Here is a 25363-nt window from a genome sequence, read left to right as displayed (position 1 = left end):
TATAGCCCTGTTGGGACTGCTCTAGCCTGGTTCACTGTTTCGTGCGAAACGCCGCGCGTACTCTGTGGGACTCACGCCTAGACGTCTTGTGAATGCCTTTCGTAGCACGTCGACGCTATGATAACCGCATCGACGTGCAATCTCTTCCGCGGAACTGCGCCCCAACTCGAGTGCTTGGCAGGCAGCTTCGAGCCGCACGTCTTCGACATACTTGGCGGGCGTGGTTTTAAATTCCCGTTGAAACATGCGGATAACCGTTCTGATACTGATCGATAGTCTGTCTGCCAATATCTCTACCGTAAGGTCCGTATGCAGATGCTCACCGATCCAAAGACACAACTCGTCCAAGCTCGAACTCGATGCCCGCTGCGATCGAAGGGCAACGCTGAACTGCGCTTGTCCACCGGGCCGGCGCAGGAATAGCACCAGATTCTTCGCAATTTCTAGGGCGGCGTTATCTCCTAAGTCTTCAGCCACCAGAGCAAGCGCTAGATCGATCCCGGACGATATGCCGGCCGAGGTATAGAGATTGCCATCTTTCACCCAGATAGGCGTCGGATCGACCACGACCTTTGGGTAGCGTTCTGCCAATTGCGCTGCCATGCGCCAATGAGTTGTTGCTCTGCGACCGTCCAGTAGCCCAGCATCCGCCAGCGCGAACGCGCCAACACATATTGAGCACACGCGGCGCACTGACGGTGACTTGGTTCGGATCCACTCAATCGCCGCCGGATCAAGTCGGTCGATTGACCTCAAGCCCGACGCGACGATCAAGGTGTCGATTGGCTCGTCGGCACGACGCTCCTGTTCAAGCGTCTTGTGCCCCCGAAGCCCGATGCCGGCTTCGCTTTCCAGATACACATCCGCGTTGGAGCACACCAGTTCAACTGCGTAGGCGGCGGGCTCATCAAGTAGGCGGTTCGCAAAAGAGAAAACTTCGGCCGGTCCGATCACATCAAGTGCATCTACCGGCGGCAAACCCAGAATCACGATTCGCTTACGCCGACCGGTCTCAGGCTGCTTGCACGTCTTCGTCCGCTTCCTCATTTCCGCCTCATCCATATACGAGAACGTGATTCTGTCACAAATCGACTGAAAACAGTCATTTGTGTCACGCTATGAGCGCCTAGACTGAAAACCTCGTTAACTTAACTTCACGTTCGCGGAGGACCCTTGAACATGCCAGTCACTATCGGAGGCGTTAGCGCCCCGGATTCTGAACTCACCCGGAAAGCAACATCGCTCATCGAACGGGTGCATTCAAAAGCACTGCTTAACCACGTGCACCGGACATGGTGGTTCGCGGAATTTATCGGCAAGCGGCGGGGTCTAACGTACGATCGCGAGCTTGTCTATCTCGCCGCAATGCTGCACGACCTCAGTCTCACCGACGAATTCGCGGCCGACAAGCGCTTTGAGGTTGATAGCGCCGATGCCGCCGACCGGTTTCTGCTCGAGAACGGCTACCCGAAGTCCAAGACCGAGCTTGTCTGGGACGCCATCGCTCTCCACACTATCTCGGGTATCGCCGATCGCAAGCAGCCTGAGGTTGCGCTTATTCACTTCGGGGCCAATGCCGACATTTTGGGACTTCGACTGGATGAAATCACGCCGTCTTTAGTTGATGATGTGCTCACCCTTTACCCCCGGATTGGAATCAAGGCTGCGTTTACGGAAGCGTTAGCTGAAGTTATCAGGAAAAAGCCCCACACAGCCTACGGCACCGGATTGGTCGATATTGGACATCGCCATGTTTATGGTTTCGGCTGTCCGAACCTGTGCGACCTCATCGACAACGCCCCATTCGAAAGCTGAGACGCCACGTCGCCGCGAGCGCTGCTTACTGGCAATCGATCAGAGGGACGGCACCAGCACTAGCTATCCGCTCCTCTCGGCCCGGGGCGCGGGGGACAAGTCAGAGTCGCGGCATTTGCGCCATCGCTGCCGCGCTTGTTACCTGTCCCACCTCGAAGTCCCTACCTTACTTCGCTCAAAAGGAAGTATTTGTATTTTCAGGTGGCATTGGCCTCATAACAAAGGGGATGTGCATTCTGCCCCTTGGGCTATATCCCCGATCTCGAAGAGGGTGCGGCTGACGGTGCGAAGCGCATCGAGGAGCTGGACGCGCGCATCGGACGGCTCGAGGAGCAGATTCGCGTGCTGCAGGCTGAGCGTTACGCGCCGAAGATCGCGTCTTCGACGAGGCCGACCAAGGAGAGCACCTGACCGATTCCTTTGATTGCGCAGCACAGGATGACTAAAGGCGTTGGGGTTCCCGTTTTTCTTCCCCGTTATCGTGCTCGCGGTATCGACCGCACAGCACCGCCAGGTCCAGAATGAAAATCGCGCGCTAGAAGAGCTTCAGGACCGCGAGGCAAGCAATCGCGCCAACAGTGACGATGACGGTGGGCGCCGCGAACCTCAAAACAGGCGATCCGCGCATCGTGTCATCGCGCTCCGCCCGCCTCAGCAATCCCGCGAGCGCGCCATGCAAAGCCGACAGAAAAATGACCAGCAGCAGCTTCGCGGTCAGCCAGCCGGCGCCGAACCAGTGCCCCATTAGCGCGATCGTCAGGCCGGTGATCCATACCAGCGCCAGGGCCGGCGCTGTCACTTGGCGGTCCCAACGGCGAGTTGCGCGAAGGGTCACGAGATTGCCCGTCGCCGCACATAAGGCGAGGACAAGCAGCCCGGAGACGAAGGTGATTACCGCGGCGACGTGAAGCGCCTTGATCGAGAGATAAATCATCGAGCAATCCGCTTGCGGGCAAGCCACGCCGCGTTCAGAAAGCCGCCAAAGGGAACGATCGCGGCAACTAATAGCCGGACCACTTCTGAGCGTCTCCATAGGCCGCTCGCTGCCGATGTGATAACCATCCACATGTACATGACGAACGCGATGCCGTGTACGGGCCCCACCCATTGGACGGCGGTCGGCGTGCCGCCCAGATGCTTGAGCGGAACGGCGACGAACACCAGCACGATCAGCGTCGTGGCCTCGATGGCGGCCATGATACGGAGATTGCGCAGGAACACAGGGGCTTGGTCCATGGGAGACTCGCTGAAGGCAAGGTCGCCATTCTGGAGCGCCGCGGCACGTTTTACCATTGGCTAAAATGCCAGATATCAACGGATTTCGGCCAATTACATTCATGCATACAGTTGCGGTGCTGTTGCTCCCCGGCTTCGTCGGTTTCGACATGTCCATCCCGTGCGAAATATTTTCGCGTGCGCGCGTGGCGGGCCTCGACCGGCCCTACCGGGTGTTCCTCTGCGGCGAGACGCGCCGCGTGCGAAACGACCTGTTCAGCGCCGAAATCGACCGGAACCTCGATGCCTTGGAGGAGGCTGACACGATCATCGTGCCTGGTCTCGCCGATCCGCTTTCGCCAGTCTCCTGTCGCGTGATCGCGGCACTGCGCGATGCGGCTTCTCGCGGCACGAGAATCGCATCCATCTGCACCGGCGCCTTCGTGCTTGCGGCAGCAGGGCTGCTTGACGGCCGGCGCGCAACGACGCACTGGCTCGCGGCAGCGGAATTGGCGCGCCGCTATCCTGGCGTGAACGTCGACCCAACCGTATTGTTCGTCGACGACGGGAAGATCCTGACGTCGGCGGGTGCCGCGGCCGGTATCGACCTGTGTCTGCACATGATCCGGCGAGACTACGGTGCAGCGCCCGCAGTCGACGCGGCCCGCCTCGCGGTGGTGCCTCTCGCCCGCGACGGAGGTCAGGCACAGTTCATCCGCCACGACATGCTGACTTCGTCAGCTTCGTTGCAGTCGCTACTCGAATGGATTCGACACAATCTGAAAAAGCCGTTGACGATCGACGCCATCGCGCATCGCGCTCGCACAAGTACGCGCACATTGAGCCGACGCTTCCTCGCGGAGACGGGCATGTCGCCGCTGCAATGGCTGCTTGCAGCGCGTGTTCGGCGTGCACAAGAGTTTCTGGAGACCACGGCGTGGTCGATCGAGCAGGTCGCATTTGAAGCGGGTTTCGGATCGGCGACTGCGTTGCGCGAAAACTTCCGGCGCGTCGCTGGTACATCACCGGCACAATACCGTAAAACCTTCTATATGCCGCCTTCCTGGTCGCAAGCGGCGGACTCAGTGCCCATTGTCCGCTCGCGGCGGACTGATGACCGCGCGGCCGGAAATTGACCGCTCACCGGCCGTCCACGCCATCATACTTCGGCTTGCTCCGGCCATTTCGAGGGCGCCGTCTGCGTCGTTGCTGAGTATCGCGCTGTGCTTTCAACCCTTCAAATGCCGAGCAACAACTACACCGCCCGGTAGCGGTGGCGGCGATTCTGTCAGTGCCGGCACAGACGATATCGAAGTAAAAACGGAACAACAATCACCGGTTAACTGTGATCCTTTCGGCGGTGACGCGAGCGGTCGGTGACTCTGCTACCACTATGAGTTTGGTTCGTTCAACCAAGCTCAACGAGCACAACCTACACATATGTCCGAAGGACACCCTGACGCGACTTCCGTTCCGCGGGGGCACCGACATCGCGGCGCCGCGCGATGCTGCTAGCCGATCGGCAGCGGGGCCATGCCGATTCATCAAAATCGGCTTGTCGTATATTGCTCACCGACATGAAATCGGAGTACTCGGCAATTGTTGTCCGCGAGTGAATAGTGTATTCGGTATCTAGGTATTTACCATGAATCGTGCAATCCGTAGACTGCTTACTAATCGCTATCGAACATATCTTTCGTGGCTTTTTGGACAACTTTCGTCGGAGGTAATGAATATGAAATTGCTGTTTAAGGCTATGCTTATCGCCGTTGCAATCGCGGCCCCGGTCGCGTCGTTTGCACAGTCGGCACAGCCGCTGACTCGGGATGAAGTGCGGACGAATCTGGTTCGCGTCGAAAAGGCGGGCTACAACCCAAATGATTGGATGCACTATCCGGAAAACATCCAGGCTGCTGAAGCTCGTGTCGCGGCGCAGACGAGCAACTCGGCGTACGGTCAAGGTTCGAACGGTTCGTCGCAGACCGGTCGGGGGGGCAATGTTGTCGTGAATACGTATTCGCCGCCGGTCGAATCCGTTGGTCATTGATTAATTAGACCAAATGTAGCTGCAATTGCGAAATGGAAGTAGGGGCGCGTCGGTTGGTTGGTGAGTAAGCGCTAATGTTCTCCGTGGAAAATTAATATGTTCCCTTTGAAGATAGTTCTGCTATCAGGATATGGGAGCATTTCAACCTTGGTCGTCGTCTCCAGCTTCGCGCTGAAAAGACATCTGTTTAGGGCGGTAGCTGCTGGCCGATAGAAGGGTGCGGTATTTTCAACGACATTTTTGAAAACGCCCTTTAGATGAATCTATCGATATCCGCGGCAGTCGATCGAAGGGTTTTTTTGGCATGGACCGGTTGATCAGTTTGCGCGTATTCGTTGCTACCGTTGAGGAGGGGAGCCTCACTGGAGCTGCCAAGCGTCTGGATATGTCTCCGGCGATGGCGAGCAAGTATGTTGCATCCGAGGAAAAGCGTCTCCAAGCTCGGCTGCTGCACCGGAATTCCCGAAGCCTCGGTGTAACAGCGGTAGGGCACGTGTACTACCAAAAGTGCAGTGCGATTCTTAATGCGTTTGATGAGGCGATTGAGGAGGCATCCAGCGCTCAACGAACCGTTAGCGGTGTGTTGCGTATCGCGGCGCCTGTCACCTTCGGGGCGATGCATCTCGGTGATGTCGTTTCTGACTTCCTCAGTGATCACCCGGGCGTCGAAATCGAGGTTCTGTTCGATGACGAGTACGTCGACATCATTGACGGTGGGATAGACTTGGCGATCCGAATCGGTCGTTTGCGAGACTCGGACCTCGTTGCTAGACGCCTTGCTCCGTGTCGGATGATCTTTTGTGCGTCGCCGGATTTTCTCAAGAGGCACGGAAGTCCGGACACACCCGAACAGTTGCGACGACTCCCTCGCGTGCAGTTTCACGGCGCGGTTTCCGACGGCGGTTGGAGTGCAACGGATAGCTCAGGTCGTATCGTTCTCGTCGATGGGCCGGTGCGGCTTCGCGCGAACAATATGCAGGCTCTCTTGTCTGCTGCGGCAGCTGGCATTGGAATTGCCTACGGGCCGAACTTTGCATTTCACAATAGTGTGGCGTCTGGCGAACTAGTACCACTACTTGTTGGGTATCGCACGTTCGACCTCGACGTTAATGTGGTCTTTCCAACGGCCAAGCTCGTCTCGACGAAGGTGAAAACGTTTGTTGACTACCTCAACCGGCTCAAGTATGAACTATGACTTTCGCTCGGCTGTGAGAATTTGCTTCTGCCATGAGGCGACGTGGGGTATCTAGTACCAGACGGCGGTGCAGATGGGTGGAAAATTATTGTTCTTTGTGATCTAGCTTTACACAAGAATATCCCCGATATCGTACAGAAGATCTTGAGCGCCATGCAGAGTCAGTTCTCGACCGAGCGCATTCAGCCGAATGCGCGATTGAGTTATTGGCAGTGCCAAGTTGGAAGATTGTTGACCCACCTGGAATGTAGCAGCACTGCAGCGGATGCATTCTTCGGCTCAATCACGGTTCATCCGTCCACGCCGATCAGGCTGCTCGAGATCGAAGCTGCTAAACATGCAATTGCGCGTGCGACTCCGATGACGGCACAGGTCGGGGAGGAGCAGATTTTCGTCTGTATCCAGGCAGAGGGGACTGCGATCGTTGAGCAAGATAGTCGGCAATGTATCTTGCAGACAGGCGATATGACGTTGCTCGATACCTCTAGGGCATTCCACGCGAATTTCCCTGATGAGGTGGCGCAACTCGTCTTCCAAGTTCCTCGTTCGCTGTTCCGCAAGCATGTTGGCGCACCGGAGCGCTTGACGGCGACCGTTGTATCTGCCGAAAGCCCACTGGGTAAGATAACGACGCAGTTCATTACGTCATTGGCACGTGATATCGAGCAGTTAAGTCCCACGGTCGCACGGCGGCTGAACGAGCAGGCGCTGGACATGGTCGTGATGGCTTTTGTAGCCTTACTCGATGGCAGTCGTGCTGCGAATACGTCCGTGGCCCGGTCGATGCTCGCCTATCGTGGTCGCGCGTTCATAGAGGTAAACCTTCGAAACGCTTCTCTCTCGCCCGGCGACGTCGCGGAACACTTAGGGATCTCGAAGCGTTATCTCAGCATTATTTTTGCTGGGGACGGTCTGTCGGTTGAGCGCTTCATCCGGGAACGCCGATTGCAGAAGTGCGCCCGGGATTTTGCGGACCTTGGTCAGGTGATCCGTCCGATCGGCGATATTGCGTTCGCGTGGGGTTTCAGTAATCTGACTCACTTCAGCCAGTCGTTCAAAGCGCTATATGGAGTGACGCCGCGCGAGTACAGAAAGCAGGCGCTGTCAGATCTCCCGGAAGCGAGGTGAGAGGGGGTGTATTCGTGACGGGATGAACGTCTCCTGACTCTAAGGCGCTTCACTTGCCGCGACGCTCTCACAGATATACCGCGCACCTCGGAACCTGGCAGGAGGTGCGCGGGAGATCAGGTTACTGGGCTTGAGCGGTGTCCTCTGGCTCAGCCACCGGGTCCAACGGCGAAGCCATATCCTGAACGCGTTTGGCGGGCGTCCGGTTCAGCAGCAAACGTGTGACGTCGGGCCGGGAATAATGTCCGGCAGGGTCGGCCGCGCTCTTGGCTATCGAAATAACGCCAAGATCGAGTTCGGCATACAGCAGGCCGTCGTAAGTGTCGGGCATCGTCGGCGTCAGCAAGGTGCCATCCGGACCGTAGATTGCTGCTTGGCCGCCACCTGCGCGAATGAGATTGCGCTTCTCGGGGGTATCGCACAGCTCTTCGATCATTGCCTCAGAGACAGTCGCGCACGGTGCGAGGAAGAAACATTGTCCTTCCACTGCATATACGCGGCTTACTGCGACATTGACCTCGGAGCCAAGGGCATGCGCGAACGGCTGGTACAGCGAGAAACTAGGCCACGCGCCAATGTGAATTTGCTCATTTTGTGAGTACATTGCGTACTTCGACAGAGGTTGCAGGTGCTCCCAGCAGCACAGCGAGCCGATGCGCCCGAGTGCCGTGTCATGCACCGAAAGGTCGCTCCCGTCGCCTTCGCCAAAAACCGTGCGTTCGACGTGAGTTGGCTTCAATTTCCGACGTCGGGAAATCGTCTGGCCATCGGGGCCGATGAGCCACTGCGAAATGTAAAGGCTTCCGCCGTCGCGTTCCGAGAACCCAAGGGATACTGTAATCCTATGCTTGGCTGCCGCTGCGGCAATGCGGTCGGCTTCGGGTGTCCCATATTGCAGCGCGTTGTCAAAGTAGCGCTGCACGAAACCCTTGGCCATTACCCATGCCGGGCTATCAAGCCAGATATGCCACGGGTAGCCGGGAATCCACGTCTCAGGGAAAGCGATCAGTTGCGCGCCTTCGGCACTCGCCTCGGCGATAAGGGAAACGGTCCGCTCGACAGATGCATCAAGATCGAGAAAGGCTGGAGCTGCCTGAACGACCGCAGCCTTGAACTTTGGATGGTTGATACCCATGAATTGTCTCCTTTGACGAACCACTAGTTTGAAAAGTGTTCCTTGACCAGGACGCAAAGCGGCTGGACTGCGGAAATATTAACGATGACCAAAATAGTGGGATTTGCTGAGCTGCTCGTTACTCTTTGCTGTACGTGTCAAAGTCCGTAAGCATTCGATCTGCACCGTCGCGGATTACGTTGACGCGCGAGAGGATCGGCTGCTAGCGAAGGGGATCGATGTGTGAGGCGACGGGCAGCAGAGGAGCTACGTTCCAGGGTAACAGTTCGTCGATCCGGTTCGCCGGGTGATCGGCGATGCGCTCGATGACGTAGTGCAGGTAGGCTTCTGGATCAATGCCGTTCAGGCGGGCAGAACCGATCAGGCTGTACATTGCAGCTTCACGTTCGCCGCCTGAGTCCGCGCCGGCAAAAAAAAATTCCGCCTTCCGATTGCTACACCGCGCAATGCGCGCTCGGCAATCAGATTGTCGATCTCGGCCTGACCATCGCTGCAGTAATAGACCAGCGCAGGCCAGCGATTCAAGGAATACTGGATCGCTTTGGTGGTGTCCGACTTCGCGGAGAGTGTGAGGAGCGTCGCCTCGAACCACCGCTTCATATCATCAAGCAGTGGCACAGCCTTCTCCTGGCGAACGCGCCGACGTTCTTCAGGCGGCTTGCCACGAATGTGCTCTTCGATGCGATAGAGTGCGCCGATGCGCTCGAGTGCTTCGCTGGTGATCGGTGATGCCCGAACAGCGTGCAGATCATGTAGCTTTCGACGTGCATGCGCCATGCACGCTGCTTCGTGAATCTGACCGCCGATGTACAGATCTGCATAACCGGCGAACGCATCTGCCTGCAGTACGCCGGTGAAGTTGGCAAGGTGACGTTGTGGATGTTCGCCGCGACGATCCGGTGTATAGGCAAACCAGACCGCCGGCGCTTCGTCCGAACCGCAGGGCCGGTCATCGCGCACATACACCCAGAGCCGGCCGGTCTTCGTCCTGCCATTGCCCGGCGCAAGCACCGGCAGCGGCGTGTCATCGGCGTGAACCTTCGTGCCGCCAAGCGCATGGCGGCGCACCGCGTCGACCAGCGGGTTGAGTAGCCATGCGAGGCTACCCAGCCAGTGGCCCATGGTACCCGGTTCGATCTCGACGCCGTCGCGCGCATAGATGACGGACTGGCGATAGAACGGGATGTGGTACGCGAACTTCGATGTCGTGATGTGGGCGAGCAACGCTGGACCGGGCAGCCCGCGATCGATTGGCCGGCTCGGCGCAGCGGCTTGCACGATACAGTCGCAGCACGAACAGGCGAATTTGGGACGGCGATGACGGATGACGCGGAAGTGCGCGCGCACGTATTCAAGCTGCTCGGATACGTCTTCGCCCAGCGGTTTGAGTGTGCCACCGCATTCCGGGCAGTCTTCCTCGATGGGTCGATGCACACGCTCTTCGCGTTCGAGGTGATCCGGCAGCGGTTTGCGACAGACGCTTTCGCGGCGTTGTTGCGCCTTCTTCGAATCGGCCTGGGTGGCCGCACCTTCATCGGTCTGCAGGTCCTCAAGTCGCAGTTCGAGCTGCTCGATCTGACGCTCCACCTTCTCAGACTTGCGACCGAACTGCATGCGGCGCAGCTTCGCAATCGTCAGCTTCAGATGTTCAATCTCGCTTACGCGGGAGCTGAGTTGGTCCTCCAACTCGACGACCCGCTGCGCGTTTGCATGAGCTGACGCCGCATGCGCGCGTACCAGCGCCTTGAGCGCATCAATGTCGTCGGGCAGGTCAGAATCGGTCAGATCCATCGTGACAGTTTACGACTATCTGCCGCATGCAAAAGCACGCGGTAACAGACGTTTACAAAGCACTGCGCGGGCGTGCCGCTTCGACTGGTTGTCGCCAGTCAAACCCTTCGAGCAGAAGCGAGAGCTGAGCGGTGGTCAGCGCCACGACGCCCGTGTCGGCGCGGGGCCATGCAAAACGCCCTTTCTCAAGACGCTTCGCAAATAAACATAGGCCACCATCGCTCCAGTACAACGCCTTCAGCAGATCACCGCGACGCCCCCTGAAGATAAAAACATGGCCGCCATAAGGATCCTTCTCAAGCACCATCTGTACCTTCGCCGCAAGCGAATTGAAGCCGGAGCGCATGTCAGTGACGCCGGCAGCGATCCAGATCCGTGTGTTTGCAGGCGGCCCGATCATCGCAGAATCCGCTCGAGGACCAGGCGCAATATCGTCGCGTCGGGCACGCCTTCTATCCGGACCGAGGTATTGCCATGCTGAAGCTGAATGCTGCCGTTTGCAGCCTGCGGAGGTGCCGGCGCGTTCATCACCTCCGGCACATGGGTGGCCGGACGATCGGACCGTCCATCGACAACGACGGGCAACATGATCTCCGCCTGCGCATCTTCGACCAGCAGACCCTGGGCGTACAGTTTGCGCCAGGCCCACACCTGATTGGCGTTGATGTTGTTGTCGCGAGCGACCCTGGCGACCGACGCGCCGGGTTCAAAGGTCTGCTCGACGACCGATCGCTTCCATTCCAATGGATGCCGTCGGTTCTGGCGTTTGGCAGGTAACTCGACTGTCTGAGGCACTGTGTCCATTCTCGCGCTGTTTGTGGACAGAGTCGGTCACTCGTGTCCGTCGCAGCCGATGATTGCATTTTCTACGCAAGGCGGGGAACGGTACAAATCAGATGCTTACCAAAGTCCGTCATCCCGTGAATCATCCTTTCGGGAGAGTCAGCAAGTGTTGCAAACAAGCCTTGCAAGATTGTGTGAGTGGACCTCTCAGGTGTGTTCAGAACAAACTGTTCGCACGAGGAACAAAAACTTCACTAGCGGGGCGGCAGAGGTACGCTCTCGTGGCATTGTTATACACTCTGGACGCGCCTCCCTACAGTCCGTCGCAAGTATTCCGGCGGTTTCCCATAACGCCGACGATGCATTAACCGACGCCTGTGTACAGCGCTGGACCGACATCTACTCTCTTCTAAACGCGGAGCGCGCGTAGCCGATTTGCAGCGACATCATGGACCTGTACAGGACACACGACTCGACGCCCGCACGGGAGCGAATTGACGAATGGATCGACGTGGTCCAGAAGGCGTTCGTGAAGCTTGAATATGTTTCTACAGGAGAGAAGCACGATAGCTGCCTTCAAGGATCCATCGAGCACAGACGCTTCGCGGCGCTAGACCTGAATATCGTCAAGTCAAACCGACAGGTGGTGGAAAGACGGGCTCGGCGTTGTGACAGTGAACCTGAGCTATTCTTGTTCGCGATGCAGATCGATGGGTCCGGACTGGTGCGTCAGGATAACCGTACGGCGTTTCTTAGGCCCGGCGATTTTGTGCACTACGATACAACCCGGCCGTATGCACTCGAGTTCGAGGGCGAGTTTAGGCAGGTCATCGTCAACATCCCTCGGGACGCACTTCGTCTTCGGTTCCCAGCGGCTGAATCAACGACAGCCGTCGCTATCGATGGCTACAGACCGGTAGGCCAAATGCTTCGCGGAATGCTGGAGGCACTGCCCGAAGTTCTCGACACTAGTCGACCCGCGGTCATCGAGGCTTTAGCCAGCTCGGTGATCGATTTGGTTACGGCTAATTTGGAAGGTCTGAACGTACAGTCAGAGCACAAGCTGAGTAATCTTAGGCGGTATCACCGAGACCGGATAAAAGCCTATGTCTTACAGAACCTGTCGACGGACGATCTGAATTTGTCAACCATCGCTTCCGCGCTTGAGATGTCGATCAGTTCATTAACGCGGGCATTCGAATCTGAGCCACGCACGCTGACCCAGATGATATGGGATATGCGATTGGATGGTGCGCGAAAGGCTTTGTTAGACCAAGCTTCCGGCAATCGAAGTATCAAGGAGATTGCCGGAAATTGGGGTTTTTCGGACTATACCCATTTCAGCCGCGTATTCCGAACCAGGTTTGGCGTGAGTCCACGTGGGATGAGGGTGAGCGCGAGCGGCAACACGTGATATGAAGCAATTCTCCGGCATGGAGTTGTTTGTTGCTGCTGTTGCAGAAGGGAGTCTCGTCGCAGCCGGGCGACGCTTGGGCTTGTCCCCTTCAATGGCGGGCAAGCACGTTAAGGCGCTCGAGGGCGAACTTGGAGTTGAGCTGCTCAAAAGGACTACAAGGCGCCTTGAGTTGACGGACGCTGGTCGAATCTATTTCGAGCGATGCAAGGCCATCTTGGCAAGTATCGATGACGCAAACCGTGAGGCGTCTGAGGCAGCAGCATCTGCCGTCGGCAGGCTGCAAGTTTCTGCGCCGTTAACGTTCGGCGCGATGTACATGGGAGAAGTCGTCTCAACCTATCTGGCAGCACAGCCAAGGGTGTCGATTGACCTTGTTCTCGGCGAGGAAGTTGATCAGGCAGGCGTGCGCCACGCAGACGTCGCGGTCCAGCTCGGCGAAGCGGCATCGCACGAACACGTACGCGAAGTTATAGCAGCGAACGAAGTTATCTTTTGCGCTTCATCCGCTCTGTTGCGTCGTTATGGAACGCCCAAGTCTCTCATCGAAATTTCTCGTATGCCGAGGGTGCGGGTCAAGCAATTGAGAACAATTGGCCGAATTCCGCTGGCAGAGGCCGAATGGGAAAGCCAGTGGAACGAAACGCCGGGGTTTCGGATGACGACGAACAACGAGCAGATGCTGCTGGCGGCTGCCCTTGCCGGGGCGGGAGTCGCGTGCGGGCCGCTATATTTGTTCGGGCGTGACATCGCGCGCGGTCGGCTTGTTCCCCTCCTATGTGCTGAACGTCGTCCCGTGGTAAGGATTTATGCCTCATATGCGAAAGCTGCTCGCGAATTTCAGCTCGTCAAAGGGTTCGTCAACCATCTAAAAGAGAGATTTTTGGAATCACCGTGGCTGAAGGCATAGAGGAGTTGAAAAAAGACATGCGAGTTTCTTTCGGTGCGAAAGTCTTGGGTGGTACGTGCTTGGAATAGTGCGCCAGCGCATGGAAGAACGCTCTCGTTCCGAATCCTCGAGATATTCCAACCCTCGTCGAGCAGTGACGGAAACATCATTTTTCGTTCTTTGTCGGCGTCAATACCCTGTTCAACACGTTGCTGGACTACGAGCGATTTCGCGAGCTTGATTTCGGCGATCTGGTCTACACGTGTGGCGCGGGCGCGGCTGTGCAGCCCAACGTTGCCATGCGCTGGCGTGAATTGACTGGATGCGCGCTTTCTGGCGGATATCCGAACGAGATTGAGCGGGTGGTCGCTGGGCATCCCGATGTTTGTGAGTGCGCTTGTATTGGCGTGCAAGATTCCAGAACGGGCGAAGCGGTGAGGGTCTTTGTGGTTGCCAGGGATGCCCGCTTAAGCGCTGACGTGCTTCAGGCGTATTGTCGCGAACGCCTGACAGCCTACAAGGTACCGCGCCAATTCGAGTTCCGGGAAACGTTACCCAAGTCTGCGGTGGGGAAGGTATTGAGAAGAGCGTTGCGCTAACGTCCGACAGGTCCTGATTCACTGGCGGATGCTGCGTTTTTTCGCCAACTTGGCGTGCCGTTTGTGTTGGTCGCAATTTTGAGGGCTTCACGTAGTAGGGTGTCAACATCGTACTAGACCTCTCGATCCAATTTGTTGATACCTTCGAAAGGTTGTATTCACTTACCAGCAACTCAAATGAAGGAACATCCCAATGAACGTAGAACAGATCAAGCAGGCACTCGTCGGCGAATGGGTCAGCATTGCGCCCGAAATCAGGCCCAGTGCATTAAAAAACCCGGACGGCACCCTCAAGGCCTTCTACTTGCAGCGTGACTTTAGTTACGTGGCGGGAGACGGCTTCGTACTCACTATCGTGAACTTCGCCGATCACTACGGCAAGGTGCCGCTCACGCGCATCTTGATCAAAGGCCATATGCAATGGCCTGGCGAACATCCGATTGCCCCTGGCGCGCAGAAAGTAGACTTTGTGGCCGACGAAGCCTATGAAGTGACTCCGCTCGTGCAGGGCTTTGCGGACATACTGAACAAAGTAGCATCAGACGGTTATGCCACCTGGGAAGTGGGCAAGACGCAGAGCGTGTTTGGCAAGGCTTTTGCACCCTTCGGCCTGGCCGAGGGTAAAAACTTCAAGGAATACGATTTGATCTACCTTGCCGATAACATGCTGTTTTGGGGCGCGCGCAATGTGGGTGGGCGGGGTTTCGATAGCGAAGAGAACCGGCCTACGAATCTGCAGATTCCGTTGGTACGCAAATAAGGACGGCCTCGAGCCGCGTAGCGTCACGAACATTTCGGTGAGGTGCCAGGTCTAACCCGACTTGCAACGCGCAGCCTTAACTCGATGCGCGAAGCCCGCGCCGAACTTGTCGCACCACCGCCGGACGGTTTCATAGCCGACGAACAGTCCGCTTTCGTGCTGCAACTCTTCAGTTTTATGAAGGCTGCGATCTACTGGACAGTCGAGGGACCACAAGCAGATAACTTATGACGATCGTGCAAAGTAGTATGGGCGTGACACGGGAGGTGGCAGGTGATAGTCGATCACCTTGCCAATGCCCAGCGAGCCGATCATCCCACCGACACCTCACAATCAGATCAACATGCCGACACGATCGGTCATGCCACTGGACGTCGTGACGTCTGCGATATGAGTATAGAGACCTAGCACTGAAAATGACGTGAAGAACGTAACGGACAACGTCGCCAGAGTGAATGGCGCTTTGAGTGCGGACAGGCGCGCTTTCCAGTCGACAGTCGCACCTTCGGGAGTTCTGCCTTATAGAGTGCCACGCCCACAGCGGCAATCAAGCCGAGGAGAATGAGCAGACCGATCGTCCATCGCCATCCGAACCACCTCTCGATCGCGAGACCTACGGGAACGCCGAAGTGGCCCCCGATCCCAGTCCGCCCAACACGGTGGACAGCACTCGACCCTTTTGAGAGGCGTTGACCATATTGGCCGCGGTGCAAGACGCAAGCGGCGAGAAGATGTCAGCACCCAAGCCAGCGATTGCCATCGAGGGTAGCAGGACCTGCAAGGAAGACGACATGATCGTCAAGATGTTGCCGAGGGTGAACAGCGCGCCCACCCATGCCGACAGAGCGTCGACCTGAGTGGGTACGCACGATTGCTGTCGGTCGCGACTAGTTGAGGCCGAGCGGGTTCGACACACGCAGACGCCAGACGCCATCAGTACCGCGCTGCATGACTTGCGTCGCCGTTCCCTGCTCAACGTTCTTGTCCCCGTTGGGGAGTGTTATGTTGAGCGTCCAGTCGAGCAGCAGAAGTGCGATATCACCGCTCTGGAGCACGCGTCGGACTTCGTTACGAAGTTGAAGCGCACCGTTGAGCAGTTCCTTGAAATGCTCGCGCATGTTCTCGCGGCCGGTAATCTCCGAGCCATCGGTCATTCGCATCGTCGCGTTCGGCGTGAGGCATTCGAGAACGCCGTCAATGTCGCCTGCGTTGAACGCCGTGTCGAATGCGACGGGAAACTGCTCCAGTGCCTTCGGCTGATTCGGGTTGGTATCGAGTTCCGACACGAACTCGTGAATCGTCTTTGCGACCTCTTGCGGTGACTCAAGCGGTGACAAGTGACCCGTGCTAGGTAGCACGTGAAGCTTCGCGTGTGGAATACGCGGGAGCAATTCGGTCTGGTGCACATCGAGGCTATCGACGCGATCCAGCTCCCCAGCGATGACGATGGTGGGCACGGTGATTCTCGCCACTTCCTTCGTGATGTCCTCGCGGCTGGTGTACTCGGGCCATGCGTCGCGCGCTTGGGGCGCGCCGCGCAGGCTATCGGCAATGATCTGCTCCCGGTGCGCCGCGCTCAGTGGCTTCGAGCTGAGCATCAGGTCAATCGACATTTCGACCGATTCGCGCGAGAGATAGGCGCCGCGCATCGCCGCAAACGCCTCGTCGGGCAGGTGCAAGGGAACGGGCGGTGCCGGGGCGACGAGGACGAGGCCTGCGAGACCACGGGGCCGGCGCGACGCAAACAGTTGTGCAATCTTGCCGCCCATCGAATGACCAATCAGCACATAGCTTTGAAGGTCTAGTGCAGCGATGAGGCCCGCGAGGTCGTCGGCGAAATCTTTCAGGTTGTACCCGTTCGCTGGAGCTTCCGAATCACCCCAGCCACGCTGATCCGGTGCGATGGCGTGGTAAGAAGCGGGAAGCGCAGCGATGACGTCATTCCAGGTGCGCGACGAGCCGCCCCAATAATGCAGAAATACGAGGGTGGGCGAACCGTTGCCCTGTTCCTCAACATGGAGTCGAATGCCATTCGTAACTACAAACACAATAATTCTCCCAAAGGTATCGGAGTTGCGTCAAATCCCTGACGCGACGAAGAAATGATATGTGCCGAAACATCACGGAAGAACCACTTGTGGGGTGTAGCAGTTGATAGAAAAATGATCGAATTGCTGATTCCTGGTTTTGCGAAGCTGGCACTTGCAACAATACGAAGCAAGTCGGTTGGGTATAGGTTTCGCTGCCCGATGCTTGAAATCACCATGCAACTAGCGATGGATTGGCGTTGGCGCTATAGGCCTGCCTCAGCCATCCGTCGCAGTTCATCCAACAGCTTCGTCGCCGGACTTGGCAAGATGCCTTGGTGCCGCCGGAATGCCGTTAGCGCGCGTCGACCCACTACGCCGGGCAAGTCAAGCGTATCGAACACCCCCGCCTTGCTTTCTGTCACGTACATTGTCGAAGCCATCCAGCTCAGAAACCCCGAATGCGCCACCAGGCTTTTGAGCGCGGTAATCGAACGGGTTTCGACGGCGATATGCGGCATGCGAAGCCCATGCGCGGCAAAGACTTGGCGCATGTGTTCGAACGGTCCGGTGTCGCGTGGCGGTATTGCCCATCGCTCGGTGAGCGTGTCGGCAAGCGTGAGGTCCGGCTTATCGCGCAGGCGATGGTCGAGCGACGCGACCACGAAGCTCGAATCTTCCCACCTGCAATCCGTAATGGCGACTATCTCATCGGTGTCGGGCACGGTCATGCTGAGTGCAAGGTCGATCTCACGTTTGACTAAGGCATCGGCTAGTTTGTCCCAGACGCCCTCAAGGATCTGCACACGCAGATTGGGCCACGTTTCAAGCACCCTACTGACGGCCAGCGGCAAAACCAGACACGCGATGCTGCCCACAGCGCCCACGCGAATGGTGCCGCGAGCGAGTCCGCGCATGGCATCGATTTCCTCGCGTGCCTGTTCGGCTTCCCTTTGCAGCAGATTGGCATGCGGGAGCAGGGCCTCTCCGATGGCAGTCAACTGCATGCCGCGCGAATGCCGTTCGAAGAGCGGGGCGCCCACCTGTTTCTCGAGCCTCTGAATTGTCCGGCTCAGCGCGGGCTGGGTGACGTGCAAGGCTTCTGCCGCGCGCCCGAGGCTGCCACACGAGACGATGGTCGCGAAAGCGTGAAGCAGTTGGAGGTTGTAGGTCATACCGAAAGGTAATGCCTTTGACTGATTTAGGCAATTTGCAGTTACCGAGGTTGGTTCGATAATGATTTGAGTGTCACGCGCTCATTTCAGAGGAGGTTTCGCATGGCAGGCAGCGCGCCGCAACAGAATCAAGGAAATAATGTCTTAGGGCTTTCTGTCCGTTCCGGCGGAGACCGGAAATGGACTGTGCGCGAATCCGTTATCGACTTCGCGCGTCGCGTCGGCATGACGTCGATTTTTGCGAACCCAGGTTCGACCGAGTTGCCGATGTTCCGCGATTTCCCGGCCGACTTCCGCTATGTGCTTGGCTTGCAGGAGGCAGTGGTAGTCGGCATGGCCGACGGCTATGCGCAGGCCACAGGCAACGCGGCGCTCGTGAATCTTCACTCTGCGGCTGGCGTCGGTAACGCTATGGGCAACATTTTCACAGCGTTCCGCAATCGTACGCCGCTTGTCATAACAGCGGGCCAACAGGCGCGTTCTATTCTGCCGTTCGATCCGTTTCTGGCGGCAACTCAAGCCACCGAATTGCCGAAGCCGTATGTCAAGTGGAGTATTGAGCCCGCCAGAGCACAGGATGTGCCGCTCGCCATCGCACGCGCTTACTACCTAGCGATGCAGGAGCCTCGCGGTCCGGTGTTTGTCTCGATCCCAGTCGATGACTGGGATCAGCCAGGTGATCCAGTACCGGCTCGAAGTGTGGCTCAAAGGACGCGCCCCGAGCCGACGATGCTTGAACGTATTGGCGAGATGCTCGACGCGTGCGAGCGACCGGCGTTCGTAGTCGGTGGTGCGGTGGACCGCGCTAACGCGGTACAGGACGTTGTGCGGCTCGCCGAGCGTCATCGTGCTCGTGCCTACGTCGCGCCCATGACGGGGCGGTGCAGCTTTCCGGAAGACCACCCGCTCTTCGCGGGATTTTTGCCGGCTATGCGGGAGAGCATTGTCCAATTGCTCAGCGGTCACGATGCGATTTTCGTGATTGGTGCACCAGCATTCACGTATCACGTCGAAGGGCAAGGACCGCATGTGCCGTTGGGCGCGCAGCTTTGCCAGTTGATCGATGATCCTGGCGTGGCCGCATGGACACCAGTGGGGCTGGCGGCCGTTGGTAACGTCAAGTTGGGAATCCTGGATTTGCTCGAACGGCCTGCGCCGTGTGAGCGTAGTCTTCCTGCGCCGCGCGAGCAGGCACCACGCGCATTGCCGCCAGCAGGTGTCGGCGAACGTATGTCGGCGGCATTCGCGTTGCAAACGCTCTCCGACGTGCGCGACCCCGCAAGCCTGGTAGTGGAGGAGGCACCAGGCGCGCGCCCAGTCATGCAGAAGTATCTGCCCATTACTCATGCAGGCACGTTTCTCACCATGGATAGCGGCGGTCTGGGTTACGGCATGCCCGCGGCCGTAGGCATGGCGTTGGCGCGACCCGGCGAGCGCGTGATTGCACTCATCGGCGATGGCTCCAGCATGTATTCGATTCAGGCGATCTGGAGCGCTGTGCAGCTGAAGTTGCCGGTGACATTTGTCATCTTGAATAACACGCGCTATGCCGCGCTGCAGGACTTTGCGCCCGTGTTTGGATTTGCCCCGGATGAGCCGGTCCAGGGAACCGAACTACCTGGTCTCGATTTCGTGGCCCTAGCTACTGGTATGTGCTGTTCCGGCGTCCGTGTAAGCGAAGCCACGCAGCTGGCCGGCGCACTGCGTCATGCGTTGGCGGCGGATGGGCCCGCACTGGTTGAAGTCATCGTTGCGTAACGCCCCTTTACTACCACAGAGGAGACATGCCATGAAAACTGTATCGATGCTGATCGGCGGCAAGCAACTGCAGGCGCGCAACGGAGCAACATTCGAGCGGCGCAATCCGCTGGACGGTGAGGTGGCGTCGCGCGCGCCGGCAGCAACAGTTGAAGATGCCCTTGCCGCTGTTGATGCCGCGGCTGAAGCTTTTTTCGTCTGGTCAGCGCTTGGTCCCTCCGAGCGCCGCGCCTTGCTCATGAAAGCCGCACAGGCACTCGAGGCCCGCACCGATGCGTTCGCCGCCGCGATGGCCGCCGAAACGGGTGCGTCCGCGCTGTGGGCCGGCTTTAACTTGCATCTTGCGGCGGCAGGTTTGATTGAAGCAGCTGCACTGACGACGCAAATTGAGGGTGAGCTTATCCCTTCCGATGTGCCGGGTAGCATGGCAATGGCTGTGCGCCAGCCCGCCGGCGTCGTGCTCGGCATTGCGCCGTGGAATGCGCCCGTAATTCTCGCAGTACGTGCGATCGCGTTGCCGCTCGCATGCGGTAACACCGTGGTACTCAAAGGGGCAGAGGTCTGCCCGGCCACCCATGGCCTCATCATCGAGGCACTGCAGGACGCAGGCCTGCCGCCTGGTACAGTCAATTTTGTGACGAATGCTCCGGAAGACGCGGCATCGGTGGTCGAAGCCATGATTGTGCATCCGCGTGTGCGGCGTGTGAACTTCACGGGTTCAACGCGCGTAGGGCGCCTCATCGCTGAGTCCTGCGCTCGCCATCTGAAGCCTTCAGTCCTCGAACTCGGCGGCAAGGCTCCGTTCGTTGTACTCGAAGATGCGGACCTCGAAGCCGCCGTGAACGCGGCTGTATTCGGGGCGTTCGCCAACTCCGGCCAAATCTGCATGTCGACTGAGCGCATCGTCGTCGACGAGCTCATCGCAGACGCGTTCGTCGACAAGCTGGTCACGCGCGCGCTTTCGTTGCCGCTTGGAGACCCGCGTCATGGGCCCGTCGTACTGGGCTCGGTTGTCGACATGAGCACGGTGGAGCGCTGTAATGCGCTAATAGACGACGCGTTGGCCAAGGGGGCGAAGCTCGTGTGCGGCGGGAAGGCAACCAGCACACTCATGCCGGCCACGCTACTCGATCACGTGACACCGGCTATGCGCATCTACCACGACGAGTCATTTGGGCCGGTTAAGGCCATCGTGCGCGTACGCGGCGAGGAGGCTGCACTGGTCTGTGCGAACGACAACGAGTACGGCCTCTCGTCAGCAGTGTTCAGTCGCGACGTAGCGCGCGCTATCAATTTTGCGAAGCGAATCGAGTCCGGGATCTGTCATATCAATGGCTCGACCGTGCACGACGAAGCACAAATGCCGTTTGGCGGCATTAAGGCAAGCGGCTTCGGCCGCTTTGGTGGCAAGGCTGGCATCGCGGAGTTCACTGACTTGCGCTGGATAACGCTGCAGACCACGCCCCGCCATTACCCGTTCTGAAGAGGAAGGCGAAATGACTCGGAATATGGACATCGCGATTCTGGGCGCGGGTGCAATGGGGTCTCTGTTCGGCGGTCTGCTGGCGGAAGCGGACCATCGCGTTACCCTCGTCGATGTCGACCAGGCACATCTCGATTCGATCCGCCGGGAGGGACTTCAAGTGACGACGGATGCCGGCGCGCGTGCCGTCACGAACCTCAGCGTGACCCGTACAGAGGACATGGTTGAAGCTCCCGAGTTGCTGATTGTGTTCACGAAAACCTTCCATACACAGAAGGCGCTAGCCGCTGCGCCCATGCTGATCGGCAGGAACACGTTCGTGTTGTCGCTGCAAAACGGACTCGGCAACGTCGAACGCATCGCGCAATATGTCCCACGCGAGTGCGTCATGGTGGGCATGACCACTTGGCCTGCAGACAAGTCGGTTCCCGGACAGGTGGCATCCCACGGCACTGGCGCGATTCGCCTCATGAGCGCCGACGGTGGGGCTCAAGACGTTGTCGCACGTACGGTGGAGGCGCTGAATTCAGCGGATTTGAATTGCACGGCAGATCCAAACATATGGTCCGCCATCTGGGAAAAGGTAGCGTTCAATGCTGCACTCAACGGGCTATGTGCCATCACGAAATGCACGGTTGGCGAGCTTGCAAATGTCGATGGTCAGGCTCTCGCGGTCCGAATTGTTGAAGAAGTCGCGGGTGTGGCTCAGGCGAGCGGTGTGGCGGTCGATCCGGGACATATTATCGAGACTGTCGAGCATGCGCTCGCGCATCATCGCGAACACCGGCCGTCGATGTTGCAGGATGTGCTGGCCGGGCGCAAAACCGAGATCGAGGCTATCAACGGCGAGGTGGTCGTTAGGGCGCGAGAACTGGGCATCGACGTACCGTGTACGCAGGCAGTGTTGCATCTTGTTCGGCTCGTCGAGAATCGCAGCGTCGTTGCATGACGAATCGGACGGTAAGCATGTCATACGGTAACGCCGTACACTTTGGCGGCTTCGTACATCCCACAACATTTGTTCTCTGTCACTACATTTTCAAGAATGTTCTCGGTCAAAGACTATCGCGCTGCCGCAAAACGGCGTCTTCCCAGAATGGTTTTCGACTATCTGGAAGGGGGGGCTGACGATGAGTCAGGTCTAGGAAACAATCGCGCGGCGTTCGAGAGATGGGAATTGACACCGAGTCGGCTTGTCGACGTAAGCCACCGTGACCAGACGATCAGCCTTTTCGGTCGAACATTGCCGACGCCCTTGGTAATTGCACCGACGGGCCTCAATGCGGCGTTCTGGCCCAGCGGGGACGCGGCTCTCGCACGCGCGGCCGGAGAAGCGGGCATTCCCTTCGCTCTATCCACCGCATCCAACATGTCAATCGAGGAGGTCGCGAGGCAAGCGACGGGTGACTTGTGGTTTCAGTTGTATGTCGTCAACCGAACCCTTGCCTGCAGCCTTGTCCGACGTGCGCGTGCTGCGAACTACTCGACTTTGGTACTGACAACTGACGTCGCGGTCAACGGGTTTCGCGAGCGTGATATACGAAACGGGTTCGCGATGCCATTCAAGTTCAGCGCACGCGCCGCCGTTGATGGACTGACACATCCACGGTGGCTATGGTCTTACTTGTCAAACGGTATGCCGCAACTAGAGAACTTCGTGACAGGGGATACGCTCGACATCGCTTCCCAGGCCGCCTTGCTTCGCAGGGAAATGGACGCGAGTTTTAACTGGGACGATCTGTGCCGCATTCGGGACGAGTGGCGGGGCAAGCTAATCGTCAAAGGTGTCTTGACTGCCGAAGATGTCGCGCGCTGCGTTCAGGCCGGTGCCGATGGTGTCATCTTGTCCAATCATGGAGGACGGCAACTTGCTGACCTGCCGGTTCCTCTGGATGTGTTGCCGGGCATTCGCGAAAGGTCACCGTCGACGGCCATTCTCCTCGACAGCGGTGTGCGCAGGGGGGGCGACGTTGTTAAATCGATTGCGTTGGGCGCGAACGCGGTCATGCTTGGCCGGGCAACATTGTACGGACTAGCCGCCCGAGGGGAAGTTGGTGTGAGCGAAGTGATTGGCATAGTCAAGCAGGAAATCGATCGGACGCTGGCCCTCATTGGGTGCAGCACCGTACGCAAGTTGAATAGTAGCTATGTGACTCGCAGCCCTGCATAGTGGGCGGCGCGACGCTCCATGACCGGGTGGCATGCGCGCACGCGGGAGGGCGTCAATCAACACATTTCCGGCTTTTTGGCGCAGTCGCGAGCGGCGCTATTTCTCGGTCCCATCGGGCGTGTCCCCGTTTTAGATAAAGGTAAGGATTGACCCTAGGTTGCTTTCACAGAATTGCTTTTGTTCCCGGACGGCAAAGAACCAGAGGTTTTGTCGGTCGATGATGAGGTTGCGTCTTGCGCTCACGACATATGTGTCGTCTAGCAACGGCCGTAGCGTGCGAACTACGGCTTGCCCGAACAATTCAGAACGCTACACGAAGAGGGGCGGTCCCAATGCCAGGATTGTTCGTACAGTAATACAGTTCAGGGAAACAGAAGACTTCTTCGGGTATCCCGTGTCATCGATTTTCGAGCGTATCACTTGAGGGCACGCATGTTCGATCGGGCGGTGCTTTCGGGGTTTCAGCGAGAGACGAGCCGCTTTACGAAGGAGTTCTCTGTGCGCCTTCTCCCTGATTTCATTGACACGGCGTAGTTGCGACTTTGTCCTAGCGACGTGTCTTCTAAAGCGCCGAGGAGAGAGCGAATCGCAGAGAGCGCGCTTTCGCTCAAAAGGCGAATTTCTAATTTCGGGTTGCCGATCGATATGACCATGAATGAGTCGGAAAATTTGGTTACCACCGAGAACATTTCTCCCGGTGCGCGACTTGGGTTTTGGACGCGTCAGGTATCGAGTCTGATGACGAACCTGGAGTGTTCTTCGGTCGTTGGCGACCGCTTCCATGGTTCTATAAAAATCAGATCGATGAGCGCGACAAGCATGTTTTTATTGTCGACTGCGGCACACAACGTCGCACGTGCGACGCCTCGGTATGGAGGCATGGGGGATGAAACCGTATTTGTGTGCGTTCAGGGATCAGGGACTGCTGTAGTCGAGCAAGATTGCCGACAGGCGGTGCTTCGCCCGGGAGACATTACCCTCCTGGACACGTCGCAATGCTTCTCGGCAGACTTTCCCGGCGATATGGAGCAGTTGGTCTTGCTCGTGCCTCGTAAGCAGCTTCGGCAGCGTGTCGGCATGGTCGAGCGGCTGACCGCAACCGTTTTGTCGGGCGACAGCCCTCTAGGCGCAATCACAGGAGACTTTTTGCGTTCATTTGCCCGGGATGTTGGACGACTCCGTGCGCCGGTTGCCGTTCGTCTCGAAGAGCAAGCAATTGACATGATCTCGATGGCATTTACGTCGACGATGGATGAGATCGAGCCGCGCGCATCGGCAACCCGTTCCGCCCTCGCGTATCGTGGACGGGCATACATTGAGAGCAATCTGCGCAGCCCAAACTTGTCTCCGACCGACGTTGCCGAGCAACTTGGCATTTCGAGGCGATACTTGAGCACCGTCTTTTCGTGCGACGGTCTACCGGTTGAACGATTCATTCGCGAACGCAGGTTGGAGAAGTGCGCCAGAGACCTCGCGGACAGAGGTTTAATTTCCCGTTCAATCGGCGACATTGCGTTTTCTTGGGGCTTCAACAATCTTACGCATTTTAGCCAGGCTTTTAAAACGATGTTTGGTTTATCACCACGCGAATATCGCAAACAGATGTTGGTTGATGTGGAGATACCCTCTGCGACGACGCGGTCGATGTGCTGATTGATAGTAATCCTAACTAGTTGGGCGGGCGATGTTTAGGTAGGCGAAAATTGACATCTTCAGCGTCGACTCCGCATCGAACAGACTTGGTAGTCCGCCCGCATGCGAGCTAGGCACGTGGAGTTCACTGCGTCCAACGGTATGCCACACTTCATTTTCGAAGTCTGAGTGAAAGCTCTGCTCTGGTTGGGAACCTCTAAAAATCAGTACACGGAGAGGCTTGGTGCCCACATCTGGTTTGCCAACTGGTCAAGACGCTAGTCAGTATCGTGCGATCTGTTGCATAGCGTCCCATGCATGCAGTTGGCTTCCTGTGTCACTTTGGC

The 25363-nt window shown here is 57.9% G+C and carries 22 protein-coding genes and 3 pseudogenes; 15 read left to right on the top strand and 10 right to left on the bottom strand.

The window, feature by feature from the left end; all coding sequences use genetic code 11:
* Window positions 1-21: 21 nt before the first annotated feature.
* Window positions 22-990: a GlxA family transcriptional regulator gene (locus PQR42_RS28390; protein WP_408494170.1), complete on the bottom strand. Its 969-nt coding sequence runs from the start codon at window positions 988-990 to the stop codon at window positions 22-24.
* A 183-nt stretch (window positions 991-1173) separates the two neighbouring features.
* Between PQR42_RS28390 and PQR42_RS28385 the strand changes: the two genes are divergently transcribed.
* Together PQR42_RS28385 and PQR42_RS28380 are read left to right on the top strand one after the other, a co-directional pair.
* A complete protein-coding gene (locus tag PQR42_RS28385) occupies window positions 1174-1815 on the top strand; it encodes an HD domain-containing protein (protein WP_408494168.1) in 642 nt (213 codons plus the stop codon).
* A gap of 243 nt (window positions 1816-2058) precedes the next feature.
* The gene (locus tag PQR42_RS28380; protein WP_408494166.1) at window positions 2059-2226 is read left to right on the top strand and encodes a hypothetical protein; all 168 of its coding nucleotides are present in this window, start codon (window positions 2059-2061) and stop codon (window positions 2224-2226) included.
* 124 nt (window positions 2227-2350) lie between these two features.
* On the opposite strand, the gene PQR42_RS28375 is transcribed toward PQR42_RS28380, so the two are convergent.
* Window positions 2351-2749 carry a CopD family protein gene (locus tag PQR42_RS28375; protein WP_408494164.1) on the bottom strand — a complete coding sequence of 133 codons (399 nt, stop codon included), beginning with the start codon at window positions 2747-2749 and terminating at the stop codon, window positions 2351-2353.
* Complete coding sequence (locus PQR42_RS28370) at window positions 2746-3051, bottom strand: DUF3817 domain-containing protein (RefSeq protein ID WP_408494162.1); 306 nt, start codon at window positions 3049-3051, stop codon at window positions 2746-2748. Before PQR42_RS28370 ends, PQR42_RS28375 begins: the two co-directional genes overlap by 4 nt.
* Window positions 3052-3152: 101 nt before the next feature.
* Between PQR42_RS28370 and PQR42_RS28365 the strand changes: the two genes are divergently transcribed.
* The 4 genes from PQR42_RS28365 (at window position 3153) to PQR42_RS28350 (ending at window position 7400) form a co-directional block, all read left to right on the top strand.
* Window positions 3153-4166: a GlxA family transcriptional regulator gene (locus PQR42_RS28365; RefSeq protein ID WP_408494160.1), complete on the top strand. Its 1014-nt coding sequence runs from the start codon at window positions 3153-3155 to the stop codon at window positions 4164-4166.
* A gap of 599 nt (window positions 4167-4765) precedes the next feature.
* Window positions 4766-5077 (top strand): DUF4148 domain-containing protein, encoded by a 312-nt coding sequence (locus tag PQR42_RS28360; RefSeq protein ID WP_408494302.1) that lies wholly within the window; start codon window positions 4766-4768, stop codon window positions 5075-5077.
* Window positions 5078-5381: 304 nt separating this feature from the next.
* Entirely contained in the window at window positions 5382-6272 is an 891-nt protein-coding gene (locus PQR42_RS28355) for a LysR family transcriptional regulator (protein WP_408494158.1), read from the top strand.
* A 42-nt stretch (window positions 6273-6314) separates the two neighbouring features.
* Window positions 6315-7400 (top strand): AraC-like ligand-binding domain-containing protein, encoded by a 1086-nt coding sequence (locus PQR42_RS28350; protein WP_408494156.1) that lies wholly within the window; start codon window positions 6315-6317, stop codon window positions 7398-7400.
* 121 nt (window positions 7401-7521) lie between these two features.
* Here PQR42_RS28350 and PQR42_RS28345 read toward each other — a convergent pair whose 3' ends face one another.
* The 4 genes and pseudogenes from PQR42_RS28345 to tnpA all read right to left on the bottom strand — a co-directional run bounded on the left by PQR42_RS28345 (window position 7522) and on the right by tnpA (window position 11121).
* A complete protein-coding gene (locus PQR42_RS28345; protein WP_408494154.1) occupies window positions 7522-8535 on the bottom strand; it encodes a carbon-nitrogen hydrolase family protein in 1014 nt (337 codons plus the stop codon).
* A 202-nt stretch (window positions 8536-8737) separates the two neighbouring features.
* A pseudogene (gene tnpC, locus PQR42_RS28340) lies at window positions 8738-10326 on the bottom strand (IS66 family transposase).
* Between the two features lie 52 nt (window positions 10327-10378).
* Window positions 10379-10726 carry an IS66 family insertion sequence element accessory protein TnpB gene (gene tnpB, locus PQR42_RS28335; protein WP_106314939.1) on the bottom strand — a complete coding sequence of 116 codons (348 nt, stop codon included), beginning with the start codon at window positions 10724-10726 and terminating at the stop codon, window positions 10379-10381.
* A complete protein-coding gene (tnpA, locus tag PQR42_RS28330; RefSeq protein ID WP_408494152.1) occupies window positions 10723-11121 on the bottom strand; it encodes an IS66-like element accessory protein TnpA in 399 nt (132 codons plus the stop codon). The genes tnpB and tnpA overlap by 4 nt, the downstream gene beginning before the upstream one ends.
* A gap of 436 nt (window positions 11122-11557) precedes the next feature.
* Here tnpA and PQR42_RS28325 point away from each other — a divergent pair, with 436 nt between their 5' ends.
* From PQR42_RS28325 to PQR42_RS28310, 4 genes and pseudogenes are all read left to right on the top strand, one after another.
* Window positions 11558-12523 carry an AraC-like ligand-binding domain-containing protein gene (locus tag PQR42_RS28325; protein WP_408494150.1) on the top strand — a complete coding sequence of 322 codons (966 nt, stop codon included), beginning with the start codon at window positions 11558-11560 and terminating at the stop codon, window positions 12521-12523.
* Window position 12524: 1 nt separating this feature from the next.
* Window positions 12525-13433, top strand: coding sequence for a LysR family transcriptional regulator (locus PQR42_RS28320; RefSeq protein ID WP_408494148.1), 909 nt, complete (start codon window positions 12525-12527; stop codon window positions 13431-13433).
* A gap of 320 nt (window positions 13434-13753) precedes the next feature.
* Window positions 13754-14011 (top strand): annotated as a pseudogene (locus PQR42_RS28315) (AMP-binding enzyme); the annotation flags it as partial.
* A gap of 193 nt (window positions 14012-14204) precedes the next feature.
* A complete protein-coding gene (locus PQR42_RS28310; RefSeq protein WP_408494144.1) occupies window positions 14205-14771 on the top strand; it encodes a hypothetical protein in 567 nt (188 codons plus the stop codon).
* 54 nt (window positions 14772-14825) lie between these two features.
* Here the strand turns inward: PQR42_RS28310 and PQR42_RS28305 are convergent.
* From PQR42_RS28305 to PQR42_RS28295, 3 genes and pseudogenes are all read right to left on the bottom strand, one after another.
* A pseudogene (locus tag PQR42_RS28305) lies at window positions 14826-14957 on the bottom strand (IS6 family transposase); the annotation flags it as partial.
* 701 nt (window positions 14958-15658) lie between these two features.
* Window positions 15659-16819: an alpha/beta fold hydrolase gene (locus tag PQR42_RS28300; RefSeq protein ID WP_408494142.1), complete on the bottom strand. Its 1161-nt coding sequence runs from the start codon at window positions 16817-16819 to the stop codon at window positions 15659-15661.
* Between the two features lie 245 nt (window positions 16820-17064).
* A complete protein-coding gene (locus tag PQR42_RS28295; RefSeq protein WP_408494140.1) occupies window positions 17065-17973 on the bottom strand; it encodes a LysR family transcriptional regulator in 909 nt (302 codons plus the stop codon).
* 102 nt (window positions 17974-18075) lie between these two features.
* Between PQR42_RS28295 and mdlC the strand changes: the two genes are divergently transcribed.
* The 5 genes from mdlC (at window position 18076) to PQR42_RS28270 (ending at window position 25037) form a co-directional block, all read left to right on the top strand.
* Window positions 18076-19731 carry a benzoylformate decarboxylase gene (mdlC, locus tag PQR42_RS28290; protein ID WP_408494138.1) on the top strand — a complete coding sequence of 552 codons (1656 nt, stop codon included), beginning with the start codon at window positions 18076-18078 and terminating at the stop codon, window positions 19729-19731.
* Window positions 19732-19762: 31 nt separating this feature from the next.
* Window positions 19763-21214 carry an aldehyde dehydrogenase gene (locus PQR42_RS28285; protein ID WP_408494300.1) on the top strand — a complete coding sequence of 484 codons (1452 nt, stop codon included), beginning with the start codon at window positions 19763-19765 and terminating at the stop codon, window positions 21212-21214.
* 25 nt (window positions 21215-21239) lie between these two features.
* Window positions 21240-22163, top strand: coding sequence for a ketopantoate reductase family protein (locus tag PQR42_RS28280; RefSeq protein WP_408494136.1), 924 nt, complete (start codon window positions 21240-21242; stop codon window positions 22161-22163).
* Window positions 22164-22259: 96 nt separating this feature from the next.
* Window positions 22260-23384: an alpha-hydroxy-acid oxidizing protein gene (locus PQR42_RS28275; RefSeq protein WP_408494134.1), complete on the top strand. Its 1125-nt coding sequence runs from the start codon at window positions 22260-22262 to the stop codon at window positions 23382-23384.
* Between the two features lie 651 nt (window positions 23385-24035).
* Window positions 24036-25037, top strand: a complete 1002-nt coding sequence (locus PQR42_RS28270; protein WP_408494132.1) for a helix-turn-helix domain-containing protein — start codon at window positions 24036-24038, stop codon at window positions 25035-25037.
* Window positions 25038-25363 lie beyond the last annotated feature (326 nt).

It is taken from the genome of Paraburkholderia sediminicola (assembly GCF_046027355.1).
Lineage (GTDB): Bacteria > Pseudomonadota > Gammaproteobacteria > Burkholderiales > Burkholderiaceae > Paraburkholderia > Paraburkholderia sediminicola_B.
The sequence above is the reverse complement of the archived record's forward strand: the minus strand, read 5'-3'. Positions and strand labels throughout refer to the sequence as shown.

What these genes read in the sequence shown, in the direction of transcription:
- PQR42_RS28365 (WP_408494160.1), top strand. Translation starts at nt 3,153, where the DNA reads ATGCATACAGTTGCGGTGCTGTTGCTCCCCGGCTTCGTCGGTTTCGAC.
- PQR42_RS28295 (WP_408494140.1), bottom strand. Translation starts at nt 17,973, where the DNA reads ATGACCTACAACCTCCAACTGCTTCACGCTTTCGCGACCATCGTCTCG.
- PQR42_RS28355 (WP_408494158.1), top strand. Translation starts at nt 5,382, where the DNA reads ATGGACCGGTTGATCAGTTTGCGCGTATTCGTTGCTACCGTTGAGGAG.
- mdlC (WP_408494138.1), top strand. Translation starts at nt 18,076, where the DNA reads ATGGCAGGCAGCGCGCCGCAACAGAATCAAGGAAATAATGTCTTAGGG.
- PQR42_RS28375 (WP_408494164.1), bottom strand. Translation starts at nt 2,749, where the DNA reads ATGATTTATCTCTCGATCAAGGCGCTTCACGTCGCCGCGGTAATCACC.
- PQR42_RS28370 (WP_408494162.1), bottom strand. Translation starts at nt 3,051, where the DNA reads ATGGACCAAGCCCCTGTGTTCCTGCGCAATCTCCGTATCATGGCCGCC.
- PQR42_RS28280 (WP_408494136.1), top strand. Translation starts at nt 21,240, where the DNA reads ATGGACATCGCGATTCTGGGCGCGGGTGCAATGGGGTCTCTGTTCGGC.
- PQR42_RS28345 (WP_408494154.1), bottom strand. Translation starts at nt 8,535, where the DNA reads ATGGGTATCAACCATCCAAAGTTCAAGGCTGCGGTCGTTCAGGCAGCT.
- PQR42_RS28325 (WP_408494150.1), top strand. Translation starts at nt 11,558, where the DNA reads ATGGACCTGTACAGGACACACGACTCGACGCCCGCACGGGAGCGAATT.
- PQR42_RS28360 (WP_408494302.1), top strand. Translation starts at nt 4,766, where the DNA reads ATGAAATTGCTGTTTAAGGCTATGCTTATCGCCGTTGCAATCGCGGCC.
- tnpB (WP_106314939.1), bottom strand. Translation starts at nt 10,726, where the DNA reads ATGATCGGGCCGCCTGCAAACACACGGATCTGGATCGCTGCCGGCGTC.
- PQR42_RS28285 (WP_408494300.1), top strand. Translation starts at nt 19,763, where the DNA reads ATGAAAACTGTATCGATGCTGATCGGCGGCAAGCAACTGCAGGCGCGC.
- PQR42_RS28320 (WP_408494148.1), top strand. Translation starts at nt 12,525, where the DNA reads ATGAAGCAATTCTCCGGCATGGAGTTGTTTGTTGCTGCTGTTGCAGAA.
- PQR42_RS28270 (WP_408494132.1), top strand. Translation starts at nt 24,036, where the DNA reads ATGAATGAGTCGGAAAATTTGGTTACCACCGAGAACATTTCTCCCGGT.
- PQR42_RS28310 (WP_408494144.1), top strand. Translation starts at nt 14,205, where the DNA reads ATGAACGTAGAACAGATCAAGCAGGCACTCGTCGGCGAATGGGTCAGC.
- PQR42_RS28275 (WP_408494134.1), top strand. Translation starts at nt 22,260, where the DNA reads ATGTTCTCGGTCAAAGACTATCGCGCTGCCGCAAAACGGCGTCTTCCC.